Origin of the sequence: Nocardioides campestrisoli, assembly GCF_013624435.2 — a bacterium.
Lineage (GTDB): Bacteria > Actinomycetota > Actinomycetes > Propionibacteriales > Nocardioidaceae > Nocardioides > Nocardioides campestrisoli.
Genome location: NZ_CP061768.1, coordinates 589,736 through 606,649, shown reverse-complemented (window position 1 = coordinate 606,649; position 16,914 = coordinate 589,736). Strand labels below are relative to the sequence as shown.

14 protein-coding genes are annotated in these 16,914 nt (G+C 71.9%); 6 read left to right on the top strand and 8 right to left on the bottom strand.

The window, feature by feature from the left end; translation table 11 throughout:
• From H8838_RS02940 to H8838_RS02925, 4 genes are all read right to left on the bottom strand, one after another.
• A complete protein-coding gene (locus H8838_RS02940; protein WP_185995215.1) occupies positions 1 to 2,196 on the bottom strand; it encodes an acetate--CoA ligase family protein in 2,196 nt (731 codons plus the stop codon).
• Positions 2,193 to 3,608 (bottom strand): MmgE/PrpD family protein, encoded by a 1,416-nt coding sequence (locus tag H8838_RS02935; RefSeq protein WP_185995216.1) that lies wholly within the window; start codon positions 3,606 to 3,608, stop codon positions 2,193 to 2,195. The genes H8838_RS02940 and H8838_RS02935 overlap by 4 nt, the downstream gene beginning before the upstream one ends.
• Entirely contained in the window at positions 3,605 to 4,753 is a 1,149-nt protein-coding gene (locus H8838_RS02930; protein ID WP_181309556.1) for an acyl-CoA dehydrogenase family protein, read from the bottom strand. Before H8838_RS02930 ends, H8838_RS02935 begins: the two co-directional genes overlap by 4 nt.
• A gap of 97 nt (positions 4,754 to 4,850) precedes the next feature.
• Positions 4,851 to 6,224, bottom strand: coding sequence for an MmgE/PrpD family protein (locus H8838_RS02925; RefSeq protein WP_185995217.1), 1,374 nt, complete (start codon positions 6,222 to 6,224; stop codon positions 4,851 to 4,853).
• Between the two features lie 222 nt (positions 6,225 to 6,446).
• Between H8838_RS02925 and H8838_RS02920 the strand changes: the two genes are divergently transcribed.
• From H8838_RS02920 to dtd, 3 genes are read left to right on the top strand one after another with little or no spacing between them, the layout of a single operon-like run.
• Positions 6,447 to 7,145, top strand: coding sequence for a GntR family transcriptional regulator (locus tag H8838_RS02920; RefSeq protein ID WP_181309558.1), 699 nt, complete (start codon positions 6,447 to 6,449; stop codon positions 7,143 to 7,145).
• Position 7,146: 1 nt separating this feature from the next.
• Positions 7,147 to 8,358: an MFS transporter gene (locus H8838_RS02915; protein ID WP_185995218.1), complete on the top strand. Its 1,212-nt coding sequence runs from the start codon at positions 7,147 to 7,149 to the stop codon at positions 8,356 to 8,358.
• 22 nt (positions 8,359 to 8,380) lie between these two features.
• Positions 8,381 to 8,806: a D-aminoacyl-tRNA deacylase gene (gene dtd / locus H8838_RS02910; RefSeq protein WP_185995219.1), complete on the top strand. Its 426-nt coding sequence runs from the start codon at positions 8,381 to 8,383 to the stop codon at positions 8,804 to 8,806.
• Between the two features lie 6 nt (positions 8,807 to 8,812).
• Here the strand turns inward: dtd and H8838_RS02905 are convergent, their stop codons facing one another.
• Entirely contained in the window at positions 8,813 to 10,042 is a 1,230-nt protein-coding gene (locus tag H8838_RS02905) for an oxygenase MpaB family protein (RefSeq protein ID WP_185995220.1), read from the bottom strand.
• 270 nt (positions 10,043 to 10,312) lie between these two features.
• Here H8838_RS02905 and H8838_RS02900 point away from each other — a divergent pair, with 270 nt between their 5' ends.
• The 3 genes from H8838_RS02900 to H8838_RS02890 all read left to right on the top strand — a co-directional run bounded on the left by H8838_RS02900 (position 10,313) and on the right by H8838_RS02890 (position 14,066).
• The gene (locus tag H8838_RS02900; RefSeq protein ID WP_219923912.1) at positions 10,313 to 12,361 is read left to right on the top strand and encodes an RNA degradosome polyphosphate kinase; all 2,049 of its coding nucleotides are present in this window, start codon (positions 10,313 to 10,315) and stop codon (positions 12,359 to 12,361) included.
• A gap of 87 nt (positions 12,362 to 12,448) precedes the next feature.
• Positions 12,449 to 13,066 (top strand): DUF47 domain-containing protein, encoded by a 618-nt coding sequence (locus H8838_RS02895; protein WP_181309563.1) that lies wholly within the window; start codon positions 12,449 to 12,451, stop codon positions 13,064 to 13,066.
• A gap of 4 nt (positions 13,067 to 13,070) precedes the next feature.
• The gene (locus H8838_RS02890; protein WP_181309564.1) at positions 13,071 to 14,066 is read left to right on the top strand and encodes an inorganic phosphate transporter; all 996 of its coding nucleotides are present in this window, start codon (positions 13,071 to 13,073) and stop codon (positions 14,064 to 14,066) included.
• Between the two features lie 83 nt (positions 14,067 to 14,149).
• Here the strand turns inward: H8838_RS02890 and H8838_RS02885 are convergent, their stop codons facing one another.
• The 3 genes from H8838_RS02885 to pstA all read right to left on the bottom strand — a co-directional run bounded on the left by H8838_RS02885 (position 14,150) and on the right by pstA (position 16,914).
• Positions 14,150 to 14,917 carry a CDP-alcohol phosphatidyltransferase family protein gene (locus H8838_RS02885; protein ID WP_181309565.1) on the bottom strand — a complete coding sequence of 256 codons (768 nt, stop codon included), beginning with the start codon at positions 14,915 to 14,917 and terminating at the stop codon, positions 14,150 to 14,152.
• An 83-nt stretch (positions 14,918 to 15,000) separates the two neighbouring features.
• Complete coding sequence (pstB, locus tag H8838_RS02880; RefSeq protein ID WP_181309566.1) at positions 15,001 to 15,780, bottom strand: phosphate ABC transporter ATP-binding protein PstB; 780 nt, start codon at positions 15,778 to 15,780, stop codon at positions 15,001 to 15,003.
• Between the two features lie 24 nt (positions 15,781 to 15,804).
• Entirely contained in the window at positions 15,805 to 16,914 is a 1,110-nt protein-coding gene (gene pstA, locus H8838_RS02875; protein WP_185995221.1) for a phosphate ABC transporter permease PstA, read from the bottom strand.

Sequence of the window (16,914 nt, the reverse complement as noted above, 5' to 3'; positions counted from 1 at the left end):
TCACTGGCTCCTGGTGGGTCGGGTCGGGGAAGGGGTGGCCAGACGGACCAGCGCATCGAGGGCGACGACGCCCTCACCGACACGCTGGACCGCGACCGGGTTGATCTCGGCCTCGACCACGTCGGCACGCGTCACCGCGAGCTGCGAGACGGCCACGACCGTCTCGACCAGCGCCTCGAGGTCTCCCTCTGGACCGCCGCGGAAGCCTCGGGCGATCTGCATCGCCTTGACCTCGGCGACCATCTCACGGGCCTGGTCGACGGTGACCGGGGCCAGTCGCAGCGAGGAGTCCTGGTAGAGCTCGGTGTGGACACCACCGGCGGCCAGCAGGACCAGCGGTCCGACGGTGGGGCTGACCCGGTAGCCGACCAGTGCCTCCAGGACGGTGTCCTGGACCATCTCCTGGACCAGGAAGCGGTCCAGCTCGACGGAGCCGTCGTAGTCGGCGACGTTCGACACGATGGCGTCGACCGCCTTTCCGAGGCCCTCGGTGTCCGTCACGCCGAGGATCACCGCGCCGGCCTCCGACTTGTGCGGCAGCTGCTCGGAGAGCGCCTTGACCACGGCGGGGAACCGCGGCTCCTCCTCGGGCACCGCGTCGGTGCCGCAGGTCGTGGCCACCGGGAACCGGACGCCTTGGGCTGCCAGTACGTCGGCCGAGCCGCGCTCGTCCAGCGTGTGGGTCTGCTCCGGCACGGTGAGGCCGGTCCGGCCGGCGAAGACCTCCGGGTCGAGCGGACGACGACCCACGGTCGCGGCCACTGCCTGGGCGCAGGCCTCCGCGGTGCGGAAGGCAGGCACCCCTGCCTGGTGCAGGAGCTCGACCGACGCGAGGGCGTCGGGCAGCGCCCAGGCTGCCACCGGCACCGGGCCGGAGGCGGACTCGGCGATGGCGCTGACCGCGAGCTCGGGGTTGAGCCGGGCCGAGGAGCCGATCACGAAGAGCACCAGGTCGAACTCACCGCTGCCGCGCAGCACCTCGAGCGCACCCTTGACCAGCTCGTGCTTGGTGCCGGCCAGGGTGAGGTCGATGATCAGGTTCTCCTCGATGTCCAGGCCGAGCGACTCGAGCTGGTCGAAGACCGCCCGGCTGGGCCGCGCGACCGAGACCCCGAGGGTCTCCAGCTGGTCGACCAGGATCGCCGCGCCACCCCCGGTGGAGGTGATGACCGCGACCCGGTCACCGCCGGCGGCCACCGGCGGACCGACGCGGCGCTGCAGCGCCTCGGCCTCGATCAGGGCCTCGAAGTTGTCGACCCGGGCGAAGCCGCAGGCACGGAAGAACGCGTCCGCCTCGTCGTCCTCGCCGGACAGCGCGCCGGTGTGGGAGACGGTGAGGGCGGCGGCCGCGTCGCTTCGGCCGAGCTTGTAGACGGTCACCGGCTTGCGCCGGGCGGCCGCCTCCACCGCGAACTGGCCGAGCTCCTCGGCGTTCTCCAGGGACTCCATGAACAGGGTGTAGGAGCCCACCTCGGGGTCGTCCAGCGTGGACTGGCAGATCTCGCCGAGGGTCAGGTCGACCTCCGACCCGGTGGAGACGAAGCCCGAGAAGCCGAGGCCGCGAGCCTTGGCCCGGGTCATCAGGGCGCCGATGACGCTGCCCGACTGCGAGGCCACGAAGGACGACCCGACCGGGATGCCCTCCTCGGCGAAGGCGGCGTTGGCGGTGAGCATCAGGCCGTTGCGGGGGTTGACCACGCCGATGCTGTTGGGGCCGACGATCCGGACCCCGTGCTCGGCGGCCACCGCGAGCAGCTCGGCGAGCCGCTCGGCGCCCTCGCCGGTCTCCCCGAAGCCGCCGGAGAGCACGGTCACCAACGGGACGCCGGCGCGGCCGCACTCGTGGACCGCGTCGACGACCAGCGGGGTGTTGGCCACGACGAAGACGTGGTCCGGCACCTCGGGCAGCGAGGCGATGTCGGGCCAGGCGCGCTCCCCCAGCACCGTCTCCCGGCGCGGGTTGACCGGGTAGACGGTGCCGGTGAAGCCCTGCTGGCGCAGGAACCGCAGCGGTCGCGCGGTGGTCTTGCGGGCGTCGTCGGAGGCACCGATGATCGCCACGGAACGAGGGTTGAGCAGTGCCTGACCCAGCCGGGCCCGGGACTCCGCGTCGGGCGTCCCGCCTGTGCTCCGGGCGGCGTCCCGGACAGCCCCCTGGACAGGGCTCTGGACGGGCGTGTCGGTCAGCTGGGTCATCGGGCGTTCCTCCGGGCGGCGTCGGTACGGGCGATCACGTCGAGGGACTCGAAGGCCCACAGATCGGCCACGAGCTCGGTGGCCGCGGCCTCGCCGATCACCGGGCCGGCGAGCCGGATGAACTTGGCGGTCATCTCCTCGTCCGAGACCGGGTTGCCGGGCTCCCCGTAGGGCAGACCCACCCGGTTGCTCAGGGTCCGGCCGTCCTTGAGCGTGAGCTCGACGGTGGCGGGCCGCAGGCGCGGGTACTCGGCGTCGGACTGCTCGTCGACCACCACGCTGACCCGGCCGAGCAGGTCGCGGATCGCGCCGTTGTCGCGCGCCTCCTGGCCGAACTCGGTGAGCCCGACCTCGTCGTGGGCCAGCGTCGTGGCGACGGCGAACGGGATGCTCATCTGGGCGTCGAGCAGCGAGTCGACGTCGGTGGCGGCGTGGTGCGAGGCCACCGTGTAGGTGCGCACGGTCACCTCGGCGACGTCGTCGAGACCGACACCGTGCTCGGCGCGCAGGGCCAGCACCGCGTCGATCGGACCGTGCAGGTGGCGGCACGAGGGGTAGGGCTTCACGTAGGAGTCCAGGGCGACCCACGTGCGGCCCAGCCCGCCGAGCAGGACCTCGACGTCGAAGCCCTCGGCGGCGAACGCCTCGACGTAGCCGTGCTGGGTCTCGAGGATCGACCGCGGTCCGGTGACACCGGCCGCGGCCAGCTCGACGCTGACGATGGCGTCCCGGGCGGCCTTGCCCGGGTGCACCCGCTTGACCTCCGCGGACTTGCCGAGGAAGGCGAAGAGCCCGCCGGCGTGCGACGCGGCGACGCCCAGGGCGTCGTGCACCTGGTCGGCGTTCAGCCCCCGCAGCACCGAGACGCCGCAGGTGGCACCGATCACGCCGGCCAGCGGGGTGTTGTGGAAGTGGTTGCGCCAGGTCGCCGGGTGACCGGCCGCGGCGAGCCGCGAGGTCGCCTCCAGGGCCACGGCCAGTCCGCGCATGGTGGTGACCGTGTCGGAGCCGAGCGCCTCCGCGGCCGCGAGCACCGCCGGGAAGGCCACGCTGCTCGGGTGGACCGAGCCGGGGGTGTACCCGTCGTCGATCTCCAGGCTGTGGCAGCTGGTTCCGTTGAGGAAGGCGGCGCCGGGCGCCGAGACGCGGCCCAGGCCGACCGCGGTGGCCTGGTCGCCCCCGTAGGTGACCTTGACGTGGCTGGCCACCGCACGCGCGACGTCGGTGGTCGAGCCCGGCACCACCGCCGCCATGTAGTCGACCAGGAGCCGGCGCACGTGGTGCTCGACGGCCGCGGGCAGCGGGGCGGTGGTCGACTCGACGACCCACGACACCAGGGCGTCGGTGGCGCCGTCGAGCGCGCGCGCGGTGCTGGTGGCCGGGGTGTCGGCCCGGGCCCCGGGAGCGCTCATCGGGCGGCCCCCGCCCGCTGGTCGAAACGACGGCCGAAGATGTTCGAGGCGATGGTGTTCTTCAGGATCTCCACCGAGCCGCCGGCGATCATCCAGCCGCGGGTGCGACGCACGATGTACTCCAGGGGGAACTCCTGGGAGTAGCCGCTGGCGCCGAAGACCTGCATCGACTCGTTGGCCACCGAGAAGGCGGTCCGGTTGGCGTGCAGCTTGGCGATCGCGGCCTCGGTCGAGTCCGGGGTGCCCGCGTCGGCGTTGGCGACCGCACGCAGGAGCAGCATCTTGGCGGCGTCCAGCTCGACCTTCATGTCGGCGAACTTCCACTGCAGGCCCTGGAACTCGCACAGGTTCTTCCCGAACTGGGTGCGGGTCGAGGCGTGCTCGACCGCCATGTCGTACGCCTTCTCCGCCAGCGCGAGGGCGCGCGAGGCGTTGCCCATCCGCTCGACGCCGAAGACCGAGAGCATCTTCTTCAGCGCACCCGAGTCGGCCAGCACGTACTCGACCGGCACCTTGCACTCGTCGAAGAAGAGCTGGCAGTGGGACTCGCCGGACATGTGCAGCTCGCGCTTGCCGCGGGTGAAGCCCGGGGAGTCGAACGGGACCAGCACCGCGCCGATGTCGCTGGCCTTGGGGCCGAACCGGCACCAGACGACCGAGTGGGTGGCGTCGGGACCGTGGGAGTTCCAGATCTTCTGGCCGTTGAGGATGACGTGGTCGCCCTCGATCCGGGCGGAGGTGCGCAGGTCGGTGAGCGCGCTGCCGGCCTCGGGCTCGCTCATGCCGGCGGTGACGAGTGCCTCACCGGCGAGGAACTTCGGCAACACCTCCGCCTTGACGAAGTCGGACCCGAAGTTGGCAACCTGGCGGATGGCGCCGAAGTTGGAGGCCTGGAGGGCGTCGGCGCTGTGCGGGCACACCTTGGTGATCGCCATCATCACCAGGACGGCGTCCAGCAGCGAGGCGCCCTGGCCGCCGATCTCGGTGGGCAGCGTCAGCCCGGTCAGACCGTTGTCGGCCAGCACCTTGAGGCTGTCCCAGGCGAACTCGGTGTGAGTGAAGGCGCGCTCGCCGAACTCGCGCTCGGCGAGCTTGGTCACCGACTCCACGAGGGCGGTCTGTTCGGCGGTCAGGCTGAAGTCCATCTGAGGGTTCCTGTTCGTCTCGTTGCTTGGTGTGGCTGTCTGGCTGGAGTGGTGCGGCTGTCTGGCCGGAGTGGTGCGGCTGTCTGGCTGGAGTGGTTCAGGGGGACGCCGGTGCCGGCGCCGCGAGGGATTGGGAGGTGCACCGGGCGAGCGCTGCCTGGAGGGCGTCCGCGTCCAGGTCGGGGAGCTCGTCGGCGAAGGACCAGAGAGCCGCCGCGGCGGCAGCCGGGTCCTCGACCTCGCCGACCTGCAGGCACGAGGCGACCTTGCGACCCAGGTCCCGGCGGGTGACCCGCTGGCCCGGCCCGCCCGGCATCGCGGCCTGCGCGGAGGCGGTCGTGCCGTCGGTGCGGAGCAGGTCGACGCGAGCCCCGGACATCACCGCGCTCGGGGGCAGGTCCTGGACGACGGTGATCCGGTCGGTCGCCCGGGCGATGTCGTCGCGACCCAGGTCCCCTCCGTGCAGCGTGGTGAGGTCGTAGCGCCCGGTCACCCACAGCGCCGCGAGCTGCCAGGGCAGGGAGAACTGTGCGTCGACCAGGGGGGCGCCCCGGTCAGCGTAGGGACGGGCCACCAGCGCGTACGCCGGCCCCTGGGGCAGGTGCGCGGTGACCTGCTGCACCCCCGCCCAGTCCGGGTCGGCGGCCTGGACCTGCTCCGCCGCGGCCAGGGCCGCGTGGGTGTAGCGGCACGCGGGGAAAGGCTTGAGGGCGAGGAAACGCCCCTCGAAGTCGCCGAGGAAGAGGTCCTCGCACCGGGCGGAGGAGCCGGGGGCGAGGCCGAACTCCCCGCAGAGCCAGCCACTCGGTCCCTCGACCCCCTGGGCGGCGAGCGCGGCGGCGCTGAGGCCGACCTGCGCGGCCAGGCCGGGCTGGATGCGCTTGGCCACCGACCCGTCGACCACGGCCTGGCGGGTGCCCGGCGCGAGGGCGGAGGTCAGCGAGAGCGCCATCGCGTGCTCCACCTGGGCGTCGGTCAGCCCCCACACGGCGGCGGCGGTGGCCGCGGCGGCCGGCGCGCCCAGCCCGGCGGTGCGGATCACCCCGGGGCGGGGACCGGTCAGCCGGGCCAGACGGGAGAGGACCTGGACGCCCGTGACGATGCCGTCCGCGACTCCGGTCCCGCCCACCCGGCCGATCGCGGCCGCGGCCAGCGCGGTCGGCACCACGACGCTGGCGGTGTGCACGACCGCCTCGTCGTGGGTGTCGTCGAAGTCCCAGGCGTGGATCAGGGTGGAGAGGGCGGCGACGGCCTGCGGAGCGCCGAGCCGCAGCCCGGTCCACGGAACCGGGACCTCCCCCGTCCCAAGCGCGGCGAGCCCCCCGAGGACGCGCGCCGCGTCCGTGGAGGCCGTGCCGGCCGACGCGAGGGCCAATGCGTCGACGAACAGCTGCCTGAGCTGCTCGCGATCACCTTCGGCCAAGGATGCCCAGCGGCGGTGGGGGGCCGCGGGCGGCTGCGGGGCGGTCACGGTCGTTCTCCTGACGAGGCTCGTGGGTGCGGTCCGTCACGTGGACCTGTGCCACGTGACCTGGGGCACACCAGATCATCAGCCCCTGCGGCTCGTCAAGAGATTCTATAGAATCTTTTCTGTAACCCATTGAAAGTTGATTCCTGCTAGGGTCACGGCCACCCTGGACGGAGGGCCGCCCTCCCGGCCTGGATCCCACCCCTCAGAGCGAAGGGCACGCCCGTGAGCCACTCGGACGCAGCACTGCCAGTGAGCCGTACCGCGTACGTCCTCTCGCGGCTCAAGGCCGACCTCGAGGAGGGGGTGATCAGCCCGGGGGAGCAGATCCGCCAGACGGCACTGGCCAAGCGCTACGGCGTCAGCCCGACCCCGGTCCGCGAGGCGCTCCGGATCCTGGCCGCCGACGGCACGATCGACTACACCAGCCACCGCGGCGCCACGGTGCGGGACTTCACCCCGGTGATGGCCCACGACCTCTACCGGATGCGGGCCGAGCTGGAGGGCCTGGCCTGCGAGATCGCCACCGAACGGATGACCGACGAGGACTTCGCCCGGGTGCTCGAGGCCAACGAGACGCTGGTCCGCGCCACCGAGGCCGGCGAGGACCCCGCCCGGCTCTCCCTGCTCAACCGCGAGTTCCACTTCTCCATCTACGCCAGCACCTCCTCCGTGGTCGAGGACTCCGTGCGACACCTGTGGGAGCGGTTCAAGCCCTCCGTCACCCTCTGGGGGGTGACGTCGTTCAGCGCGGCACTCGACCACGACCACGACGGGATCATCGAGGCGCTCGAACGTCGGGACGGCCCCGCCGCGCGGCTGGCGATGCGGGCCCACGTGCTGCACGCCTGGGAGCTGCGCCAGACCAACGACGACCTGCGAGCGAAGGGCGGCGACCCGGTGGCCCCCGACGCCGACTCCTGACTTGCCGTTCCTGAGACGGCCCTCCTGGTTCCTGGCCGTCGTCCTCGCCTCGGTCCTCTCGCACGCCGTGCTCAGCGGCGTCCGGACCCTGATCTCCTACCGGGCGCTCGACCTGGGCGGCGACGGGTTCTCCGTCGGGCTGATCACCGCCGCCTTCGCCGTGCTCCCGCTGATGGTCGCGCTGCGCATCGGCAGGGCCGTCGACCGCGGCCTGGGGGTCCTCGCCCTGCGCCTGGGCCTGGGTCTGACCGTGGTCGCGGTGCTGATCGCGGCGACGAGCGGCAACCTGCTGGTGCTCGGCCTGGCCAGCGCCCTGCTCGGCCTCGCCCAGATGCTGCACACCGTCGCCTGCCAGAGCGTGATCGCCCTCTGGTCGCCGCCCGGCCGGATGGACGGGCGGTTTGGCCAGCTCACGCTGGGGGTCTCGGTCGGCCAGATGCTCGGCTTCCCGATCGCGGGCGGGGTCGCCACGCTGACCAGCACCTCGACCGACTCCGTGGCCACCGGTCCGGCGCTCCTGGTGCTCGGCGCCCTCGCCCTGCTCGCGGTCCCGCTCGCCTTCGTGTTCACGCCCGGGGACACCCGGGTGGTCAGCCGCACCGACGCCGCCGACGGACAGCAGTCCACCCTGGGGATCCTCGGCACCCCCGGCATGAAGCCCGCCATCTACTCCAGCCTCACCGTGCTGACCGGGATGGACCTGCTGATGGCCTACCTCCCCGTGCTGGGCGAGCACCTCGGCCTGAGCGTCGGCACGGTCACCGCGCTGCTGACCGCGCGGACGGTCGCCTCGGTGGCCTCCCGCGCCTGCCTGCCCCTCCTGCTGCGCCGGATCCCGCGACGCTGGCTGCTGGTCTCGGCGACGCTGGCCTCCGGCATCCCGATGGCCCTGCTCCCGCTGACCTCGGCGGTCGTGCCGCTGGCCGTTGCCATGGTCCTCATGGGCTTCTTCTGGGGCATCGGCCAGCCACTGACCATGTCCTGGGTGACCCTGGTGGCCGACTCCCGCAACCGCGCGGCGGCCCTCTCGGTCCGGCTGGCCGGCAACCGCGCCGGGCAGGTCGCCGTTCCCCTGGTGGCCGGCGCGCTGTCCGGGCTGGTGGGGGTCGGGGGCATCTTCCACGCCAGCGGGCTGCTGCTGCTCTCCTCCGCCGCCATCACCTTCTCTGCCACCCGGGGCCTGCCCGGCTCGGGGGCCGCTCCGCAGGGTTGAGCCGGGGTGTTTCACTGAGGCCGTGCGCGCAGTGGTCCAACGTGTCAGCTCGGCCTCGGTGACCGTCGACGGGAAGGTCGTCGGCCGGCTCTCCCGACCCGGGCTGCTGGTCTACCTCGGCGTCACCCACGACGACGGCCCCGCCGAGGTCTCCTGGATGGCCCGGAAGATCTGGGGCCTGCGGATCCTCCCCGAGGAGCGCTCCGCCTCCGAGCTGGACGCGCCCGTCCTGGTGGTCAGCCAGTTCACCCTGTACGGCGACGCGAGCAAGGGCCGCCGGCCCACCTGGGCGGCGGCCGCGCCCGGTCCGGTCAGCGAGCCGGTGTACGACGAGCTCTGCGGCGAGCTGGTCGCGCTCGGCGCGCACGTGGAGAAGGGTGTCTTCGGGGCCGACATGCTGGTGGAGTCGGTCAACGACGGACCGTTCACGGTGCTGCTCGAACGCTGAGCCGCGCTAGACCGCGGAGGCGTCCTGGCCCAGTCGGGCCAGCTCGCGACGGATCGAGGCGTTGCCGCGGCGCAGCAGCAGGCCGCCGGTGCCGGGGACCCGACCGAGCCCGTGGGTGAGCGGCACGTTGACCGCCGTCCGCCACAGGGTGAACCACGGCGGGCGCACCGGCAGCCCCAGGTCGCGCATGGCGCCCGGACCGAGCAGCCCGGTCGCGTTGCTCAGCACCCGCTCACGCTCCCACCGGGCGGCCAGCGGTCCTCGCTCGGGGGTGTCGAAGGAGTCGATGAGGGCCCGCGCGAGGTCCAGGGTGTTCTGGTCCGGTGGCGGGTCGCCGGCGAGGAACCGGTAGAGCAGGCGGCGGCCGATCCGCTCGGTCCGCGGCAGCCACTCCTCCTCGACCCCCATCAGCCAGCCGACGTAGGACCACAGGTGCATCACCGCGTCCCCGTCGCGCCGGGAGACCCGGTGGCCCATGAGCCGGGCGTGCAGCAGGAAGCTGGTGCTGAAGACGCCGAGCGTGCTGGCCTGGTCGTACTGGTTGATCGGGGTGCCGCGCAGCTCCCAGTCCCAGTCGTCGGCGCGCTCGAGCTGGTCGTTGACCATCGCGTGCATCACCCGCACGTGGACCGACAGGCGCCACCCCTCGGCTCCCGGGGCCAGGCCGCCGGGGGCGGTCACCGCCAGCCACCACGCGCTGGTCTCGGCGATCCGCCGGTCCGCGTCCGGGCCGCCGAGCCGGCCGGTGCGCACGAGCGGCTCGAGCGCGGCCGCCGTCCGGTAGCCGCCGAGCAGCGACCCCACGCCCAGCACCCGCAGCCCGTCGACGCCGAAGCGCCGGCAGGCCCGGGCCCCGCGGTCGAGCAGGTCGTCGTCCACCCACGCCGGCCGCGGGTCCAGGACGCGGAGGAAGTCCCGCAGCGGCTCCGGAGTCCGCTCCGGGGCCTCGGCGTCCGTCCCGCCCCGCCCCGCGTCCGCCAGCGCCTCGGAGACCTGCCGCATCGTGACGCTCCGCTCCTGGCGGATCGCCTCCACCAGCGCCGCGCCCGGCTCGTCGCGGCGCCACAACCCCTCCTGGAGCCGGACGACGTCCCGCGGCGAGGGCTTGGCCCCCGGCCCGGCGACCAGCCGCAGCGGGGCGGCGACCTTCTCGGACCACCGCGGGTCCTGCCGGTAGCGCCTGGGGACGAGCGGACGTGCACGGTCGGACGCGGGACTCGCCGGCGGTGCAGTCATGGCGGCCAGGCTAGGGACCGCGCCCGCTCGTGTCACGGGGCGTGGGCCGCAGATGGACTCACCCCGGGCCGGCCGCGCGGCCACCTGAGGGACACCCGGTGTTCACCGGGCGGTGCCACACTGGCCGACATGTCCGGAACCTCATCGAGCTCGGCGCTTCCCAGCGTCGTCGGGGCGCCCAAGGACGAGGGTCCCAGCGGCCTCGACCCGCTCGCCCACCCGTCCGACACCTTCGACGTGGAGCCGCCGTACACGCCCGACGAGGCGATCATGGAGGCGGTGGCGGCCCATCCCGACCGGTTCCTGGACCGCGAGCTCTCCTGGCTGCGCTTCAACCAGCGGGTGCTCGAGCTGGCCGAGGACCCCTCGGTCCCGCTGCTGGAGCGGGCCCGGTTCCTGGCGATCTTCACCAGCAACCTCGACGAGTTCTTCATGGTCCGGGTCGCCGGGCTCAAGCGGCGGATCGCCGCCGGCGTCGCGGTCCGCGCCGCCTCGGGGCTGCTGCCCCGCGAGGTGCTCGAGCTGGTCTCGCGCGAGGCCGGGGAGCTGATGCAGCGCCAGGCGCGGGTCTTCCTCGACGAGCTCATCCCCGCCCTGCGCGAGGAGGGGATCGAGCTGGTCCGCTGGTCCAGCCTGACCCGCGACGAGCAGCGCTACTGCAAGCGGATCTTCAAGGAGCGCATCTTCCCGGTGCTCACCCCGCTCGCGGTGGACCCCGCCCACCCGTTCCCCTACATCTCCGGGCTCTCCCTCAACCTCGCGGTGATCGTGCGCAACCCGGTGACCGGCTCCGAGCACTTCGCCCGGGTCAAGGTGCCGCCGATCTTCCACCGGTTCGTGCCGCTGGGAAACCAGCGCTTCGTGCCGTTGGAGGACGTGATCCGCGAACACCTCAAACGGCTCTTCCCCGGCATGGAGGTCGTCGGCTCGCACCTGTTCCGGGTGACCCGCAACGAGGACCTCGAGGTCGAGGAGGACGACGCGGAGAACCTGCTCAAGGCGCTGGAGAAGGAGCTGCTGCGCCGCAAGTTCGGCCCGCCGGTGCGCCTCGAGGTCGAGGAGACGATGGACGCGCGGATGCGCGACCTGCTGATCACCGAGCTCGGCATCGACCCCCGGGAGGTCTTCCGGCTGCCCAGCCCGCTCGACCTGCGCGGGCTGCAGGACATCGCCGACCTGCCGCGCGAGGACCTGCAGTACCCCGCGTTCGTGCCCACCACCCACCCGCTCCTGGCCGAGGTCGAGTCCTCGCACCCGGTGGACGTCTTCGACGCCGTACGCCGGCACCAGGTGCTGCTCCACCACCCGTACGACTCCTTCGCCACCTCGGTGCAGCGGTTCCTCGAGCAGGCCGCGGCCGACCCGCACGTGCTGGCGATCAAGCAGACGCTCTACCGCACGTCGGGGGACTCCCCCATCATCGACGCCCTGGTCGACGCCGCCGAGGCGGGCAAGCAGGTGCTGGTGATCGTGGAGATCAAGGCGCGCTTCGACGAGCAGGCCAACATCCGGTGGGCGCGCAAGCTGGAGCAGGCCGGCTGCCACGTGGTCTACGGCGTGCTGGGCCTGAAGACCCACGCCAAGCTGGCGATGGTGGTCCGCGAGGAGCCGGAGGGGATCCGCCGCTACACGCACGTCGGCACGGGCAACTACAACCCCAAGACCGCGCGGAGCTACGAGGACCTCGGGCTGCTGACCCGCGACGACGCGATCGGCGAGGACGTCGCCAACCTGTTCAACAACCTCTCCGGGATCTCCCGCAACGCCACCTACGAGACCCTCCTGGTCGCCCCGCTCTCGGTGCGGGAGGGACTGATCGCGCAGATCCACGCCGAGATCGCCCAGCACCGGGCCGGGCTGCCGGCGCGGATCCGGTTCAAGGCCAACTCGGTGGTCGACGAGGCGGTGATCGACGCCCTCTACCTGGCCTCGCAGGAGGGGGTGCCGGTCCAGCTGCTGGTCCGCGGCATCTGTGCGTTGCGGCCCGGGGTGCCCGGCCTGTCCGAGACGATCGAGGTGCGCTCGGTGCTGGGGCGGTTCCTGGAGCACAGCCGGGTCTTCTGGTTCGACAACGGCGGCGACCCCAAGGTCTGGATCGGCTCGGCGGACATGATGCACCGCAACCTCGACCGACGGGTCGAGGTCCTGGTCCGGGTGCCGGACCAGGCCAACGTGGACCGGCTCGGCGCGGTGCTCGACCTGGCCTTCGACCCGGGCACCCGCGCCTGGGAGCTCGGCCCGGACGGGACGTGGCGGCACCACGAGGGTGACGTGGATCTCCAAGCAGCCCTGATCGAGCGCCAGCGCCGCCGTCGCTGACCTCCGAGGGCACCCCCGGAGTTGCGTCCGCGGGACACCGTGGTCGTAGCATGACGGCGTTCCCGTCCTGCTCACCAGGAGTTGTCCGTGGGTTTCAGGTTTCGCCCCGTCGAATCTTCCTTCTATGACCTGTTCAGCGAGATGGGCTCCCATCTCGTGAGCGGTGCCGACATCCTGGCAGAGATGCTGTCCGACGGTTCCGACCGTGAGGACGTGGCCCGGCGCATGCGCGAGGCCGAGCACGGTGCCGACGAGACGACCCACGCGATCATCCGCCGGGTCAACTCGACGTTCATCACCCCGTTCGACCGCGAGGACATCTACGACCTCGCCTCCGGCCTCGACGACATCATGGACATGATGGACGAGGCGGTCGACCTGATCCTGCTCTACGAGGTCACTCACCTGCCCTCGGAGCTCTCGAAGCAGGTCGAGGTCATCCAGCGCTGCGCCGAGCTGACCGCCAAGGCGATGCCGCGGCTGAAGTCGATGGCCGACCTCGACGACTACTGGATCGAGATCAACCGCCTGGAGAACACCGGCGACAAGAGCTACCGGCGCATCCTGGCCAGCCTGTTCAGCGGCCAGTACGAGGCGCTCGACGTGCTCAAGCTCAAGGACGTCGTGGAGTCCCTCGAGGGCGCCATCGACGCGTTCGAGAAGGTGGCCAACACGGTGGAGCAGATCGCCGTCAAGGAGTCCTGACCCGATGGAGCTCGCGATCGTCATCGCGGTAGTCGTCGTCGCCCTCGTCTTCGACTACACCAACGGTTTCCACGACGCCGCCAACGCCATCGCCACCTCGGTCTCGACCCGCGCCCTGACGCCGCGGGTCGCGCTCGGGATGGCCGCGGTGATGAACTTCGTCGGCGCGTTCCTCGGCCAGAAGGTCGCCCAGACCGTCTCCGACGTGATCGATCCGGGGCTGGGCAGCCATGCCCTGACCATCGTGATGGCCGGCCTCCTGGGCGCCATCGCGTGGAACATGATCACCTGGTACTTCGGCCTGCCCTCCTCCTCCTCGCACGCCCTGATCGGCGGCCTGGTGGGCGCGGCGCTGGCCGCGGGTGCCTTCGTCAAGTGGGACACCGTGGTCGCCAAGGTCGCGATCCCGATGATCCTCTCCCCCCTGGTCGCCTTCACCCTCGGCTTCGTGGTGATGCTCGGGATCATGTGGGCCGCCCGCAAGGCCAACCCCGCCAGGGCCAACCGGGGCTTCAAGATCGCCCAGACCGTCTCCGCCGCCGCGATGGCCCTGGGCCACGGGCTCCAGGACGCGCAGAAGACGATGGGTGTCATCTTCCTGGCGCTGCTGGCCGGCGGCTATGTCTCCGAGGGCGACGGCCTCCCCCTGTGGGTCATCGTCGCCGCCGCCGGCGCGATCTCGCTGGGCACCTGGTCGGGCGGCTGGCGGATCATGCGCACCCTGGGCCGCCGGATCATCCACCTCGACCCGCCGCGCGGCTTCGCCGCCGAGTCGGTGGCCGCCTCGGTGCTCTACACCACGGCGTACGTCTGGGAGGCCCCGATCTCCACGACCCACACGATCACCTCCGCGGTGATGGGCGTGGGCGCGACCAAGCGGCTCTCCGCGGTGCGCTGGGGCGTGGCCAAGTCGATCCTCGCCGCGTGGGTGCTCACCTTCCCGGCGGCCGGGCTGGTCGCCGCGATCTGCTACTGGATCGCCCACCTCTTCCTGCCCTGAGGCTGAGCGTCCCGTCCGGCAGGGCCGGGGGACGATCCGGGTCAGGTCCGTGCCGCACCCGGTGGACGACCGGAGGGGGCTCCTCAGACGGGAGCGACCTCGCGCGCCTCGGCGCTCCGCTCGACATGGGTACGCCGCGCGGTCCGCGCGGTGAGCCAGAGGCTGGCGACGACGTAGTAGGCGACGTAGACCAGCGAGAGCCCGATCAGCCAGGCGGACGGGTCGGGCAGCGCGGCGACCACGACGCCGTACAGCCCCAACCAGAGCGTCGCCAGGGTCATGTTGACCGCCCACAGGAACGGGGTGCGGGAGGGGTAGACGTACTTGATCGGCACGAAGACCAGCACCGCCAGCACCCCGAGCAGCACCGCCGTCGTGGTCGTCGACAGCTCGAGCACGACGACGTAGAAGGCGACGATGTTCCAGTAGCTGGGGAAGCCGAGGAAGAAGTGGTCGTCGGTCTTCGCGTCGGTGCGGCAGAACTGGTAGCAGGAGGCCATCAGCGGCACCGCCGCGCTCAGCCCGCCCAGCCAGCCGTCGGGCAGGTAGCCGCACGACCAGAGCAGCACCATCGGCGCGAAGACGTAGGTGATGAAGTCGACGATGTTGTCGAGCAGCGCCCCGTCGAAGCCGGGCAGCACCTCCTTGACCCGCAGCCAGCGCGCCAGCATCCCGTCGGTGCCGTCGATGACCATCGCGGCCAGGAAGAGCCAGAGGACGATCTCGACCTCGGCCTGGTAGGCGTAGTGCACCATCAGCAGCGCCAGGACCGTGCCGAACGCGGTCCACGTGTGCACCAGGGTGGCTGCCAGCCGCTGCGCGTGGGTGGGCAGGTCGGGCTGGGTGTGCATGGGTCAACCCTAGGCGGACGAGGTGCCGCGCTGACGCGCGACTCGGCGACGGTGGTGGCTGTGAGGGCCGAGTGGGCGGTGGGTCAGCCGAAGCGCCCCGAGATGTAGGCCTCCGTGGAGGGGTTGTCGGGGTTGGCGAACATCTTCTGGGTCGAGTTGAACTCGACCAGCCGGCCGGGCTCCCCGGTGGCCTTGAGGTTGAAGAAGCCCGTCTCGTCGGAGACCCGCGCGGCCTGCTGCATGTTGTGGGTCACGATCACGATCGTGTAGTCGGTCTTGAGCTCGTGGATCAGGTCCTCGATCGCCGAGGTCGAGATCGGGTCGAGCGCCGAGCACGGCTCGTCCATCAGCAGCACCTGGGGCTCCACCGCGATCGCCCGGGCGATGCACAGCCGCTGCTGCTGGCCGCCGGAGAGGCCCATGCCGGGCTTGCCGAGCCGGTCCTTGACCTCGTTCCACAGGTTCGCCCCGCGCAGCGAGCGCTCGACGATCTCGTCGGCCTCGGCCTTCTTCATCTTCCGCGCGTTGAGCCGGTTGCCGGCCAGCACGTTCTCGTAGATCGACATCGTCGGGAACGGGTTGGGGCGCTGGAAGACCATGCCGATCTGGCGGCGTACCTCGACCGGGTCGACGCCGGGGTCGTAGAGCGACTGGCCGTCGACGACGACCTTGCCCTCGACGCGGGCGCCGGGGATCACCTCGTGCATCCGGTTGAGCGAGCGCAGGAAGGTCGACTTGCCGCACCCCGACGGACCGATGAACGCCGTGACGGCCCGCGCGCGGATCGTCATGCTGACGCCCTCCACGGCGAGGAAGTCGCCGTAGTAGATGTTCAGGTCGGAGACGTCGATGCTCTTGGCCATGAGTGGTTGTTCTCTCTTCTTCGGTCAGCGACCGGTCTTGGGGGCGAAGTACTTGCCGACGGCGCGGGCGATCAGGTTGAGGCCCATCACCAGCGCGATGAGCACCAGCGCGGCGCCCCAGGCGCGCTCACGGCCGAACTCCGGGGGGATCCCGGGCTGCATGTAGGAGTAGTAGATGTAGACCGGCAGGGTCGCCATCCGCTCGGAGAAGGCGTTGAAGTTCACCGAGTCGGTGTCGCCGGCGATGATCAGCAGCGGCGCGGTCTCCCCCGCCACCCGGGCCACTGCGAGCATCACGCCGGTGACGATGCCGCCCATCGCGGTGGGCAGCACGACCTTGGTCACGGTGCGCCACTTCGCCACGCCCAGGGCGTACGACGCCTCGCGCAGCTCGTCGGGCACCAGCTTGAGCATCTCCTCGGTCGAGCGGACCACGATCGGGGTCATCAGCACCGCGAGCGCCACCGAGCCGCCGAAGCCCATCCGCACGCCGGGCCCGAAGAAGAGCACGAAGAGCGCGTAGGCGAACAGGCCGGCCACGATCGAGGGGATGCCCGTCATCACGTCGACCAGGAAGGTGATCACCCGCGCCATCCGGGTGCCCCGGCCGTACTCGACCAGGTAGATCGCGGCCATCACGCCCACCGGCACCGAGATCGCCGCGGCCCAGCCGGTGACGATCAGCGTGCCCACCAGGGCGTGGTAGATACCGCCGCCCTCCCCCACGACGTTGCGCATGGAGTAGGTGAAGAACTCCGTGGACAGCGCCGGGACGCCGTTCCCGATCACCTGCCACAGCAGGCTGACCAGGGGCACCATGGCGACCCCGAAGGCGGTCCACATCAGCGAGGTCGCCAGCCGGTCCTTCGCCCTGCGCGGTCCCTCCACCGCGCCGGACCAGACGGGCAGGGCGACGAGCTGGACGATGACGGCGACCAGCACGCCGGCCACCAGGCCCCAGCCGAGCACCACCATCGGCAGCGCGCCCACGGCGACCGCGAGGACGCCGGTCAGCAGGGGCGCCTGCGTGGGCAGCTGCGGGCGGGCCAGCGGGACCGACGACGAGGCGGCCTCCGGTCCGGCGGCCGGGGTCGCCGGGTCCCGGCGCTCGCGCACCTGCGTGGATCGCGCCAT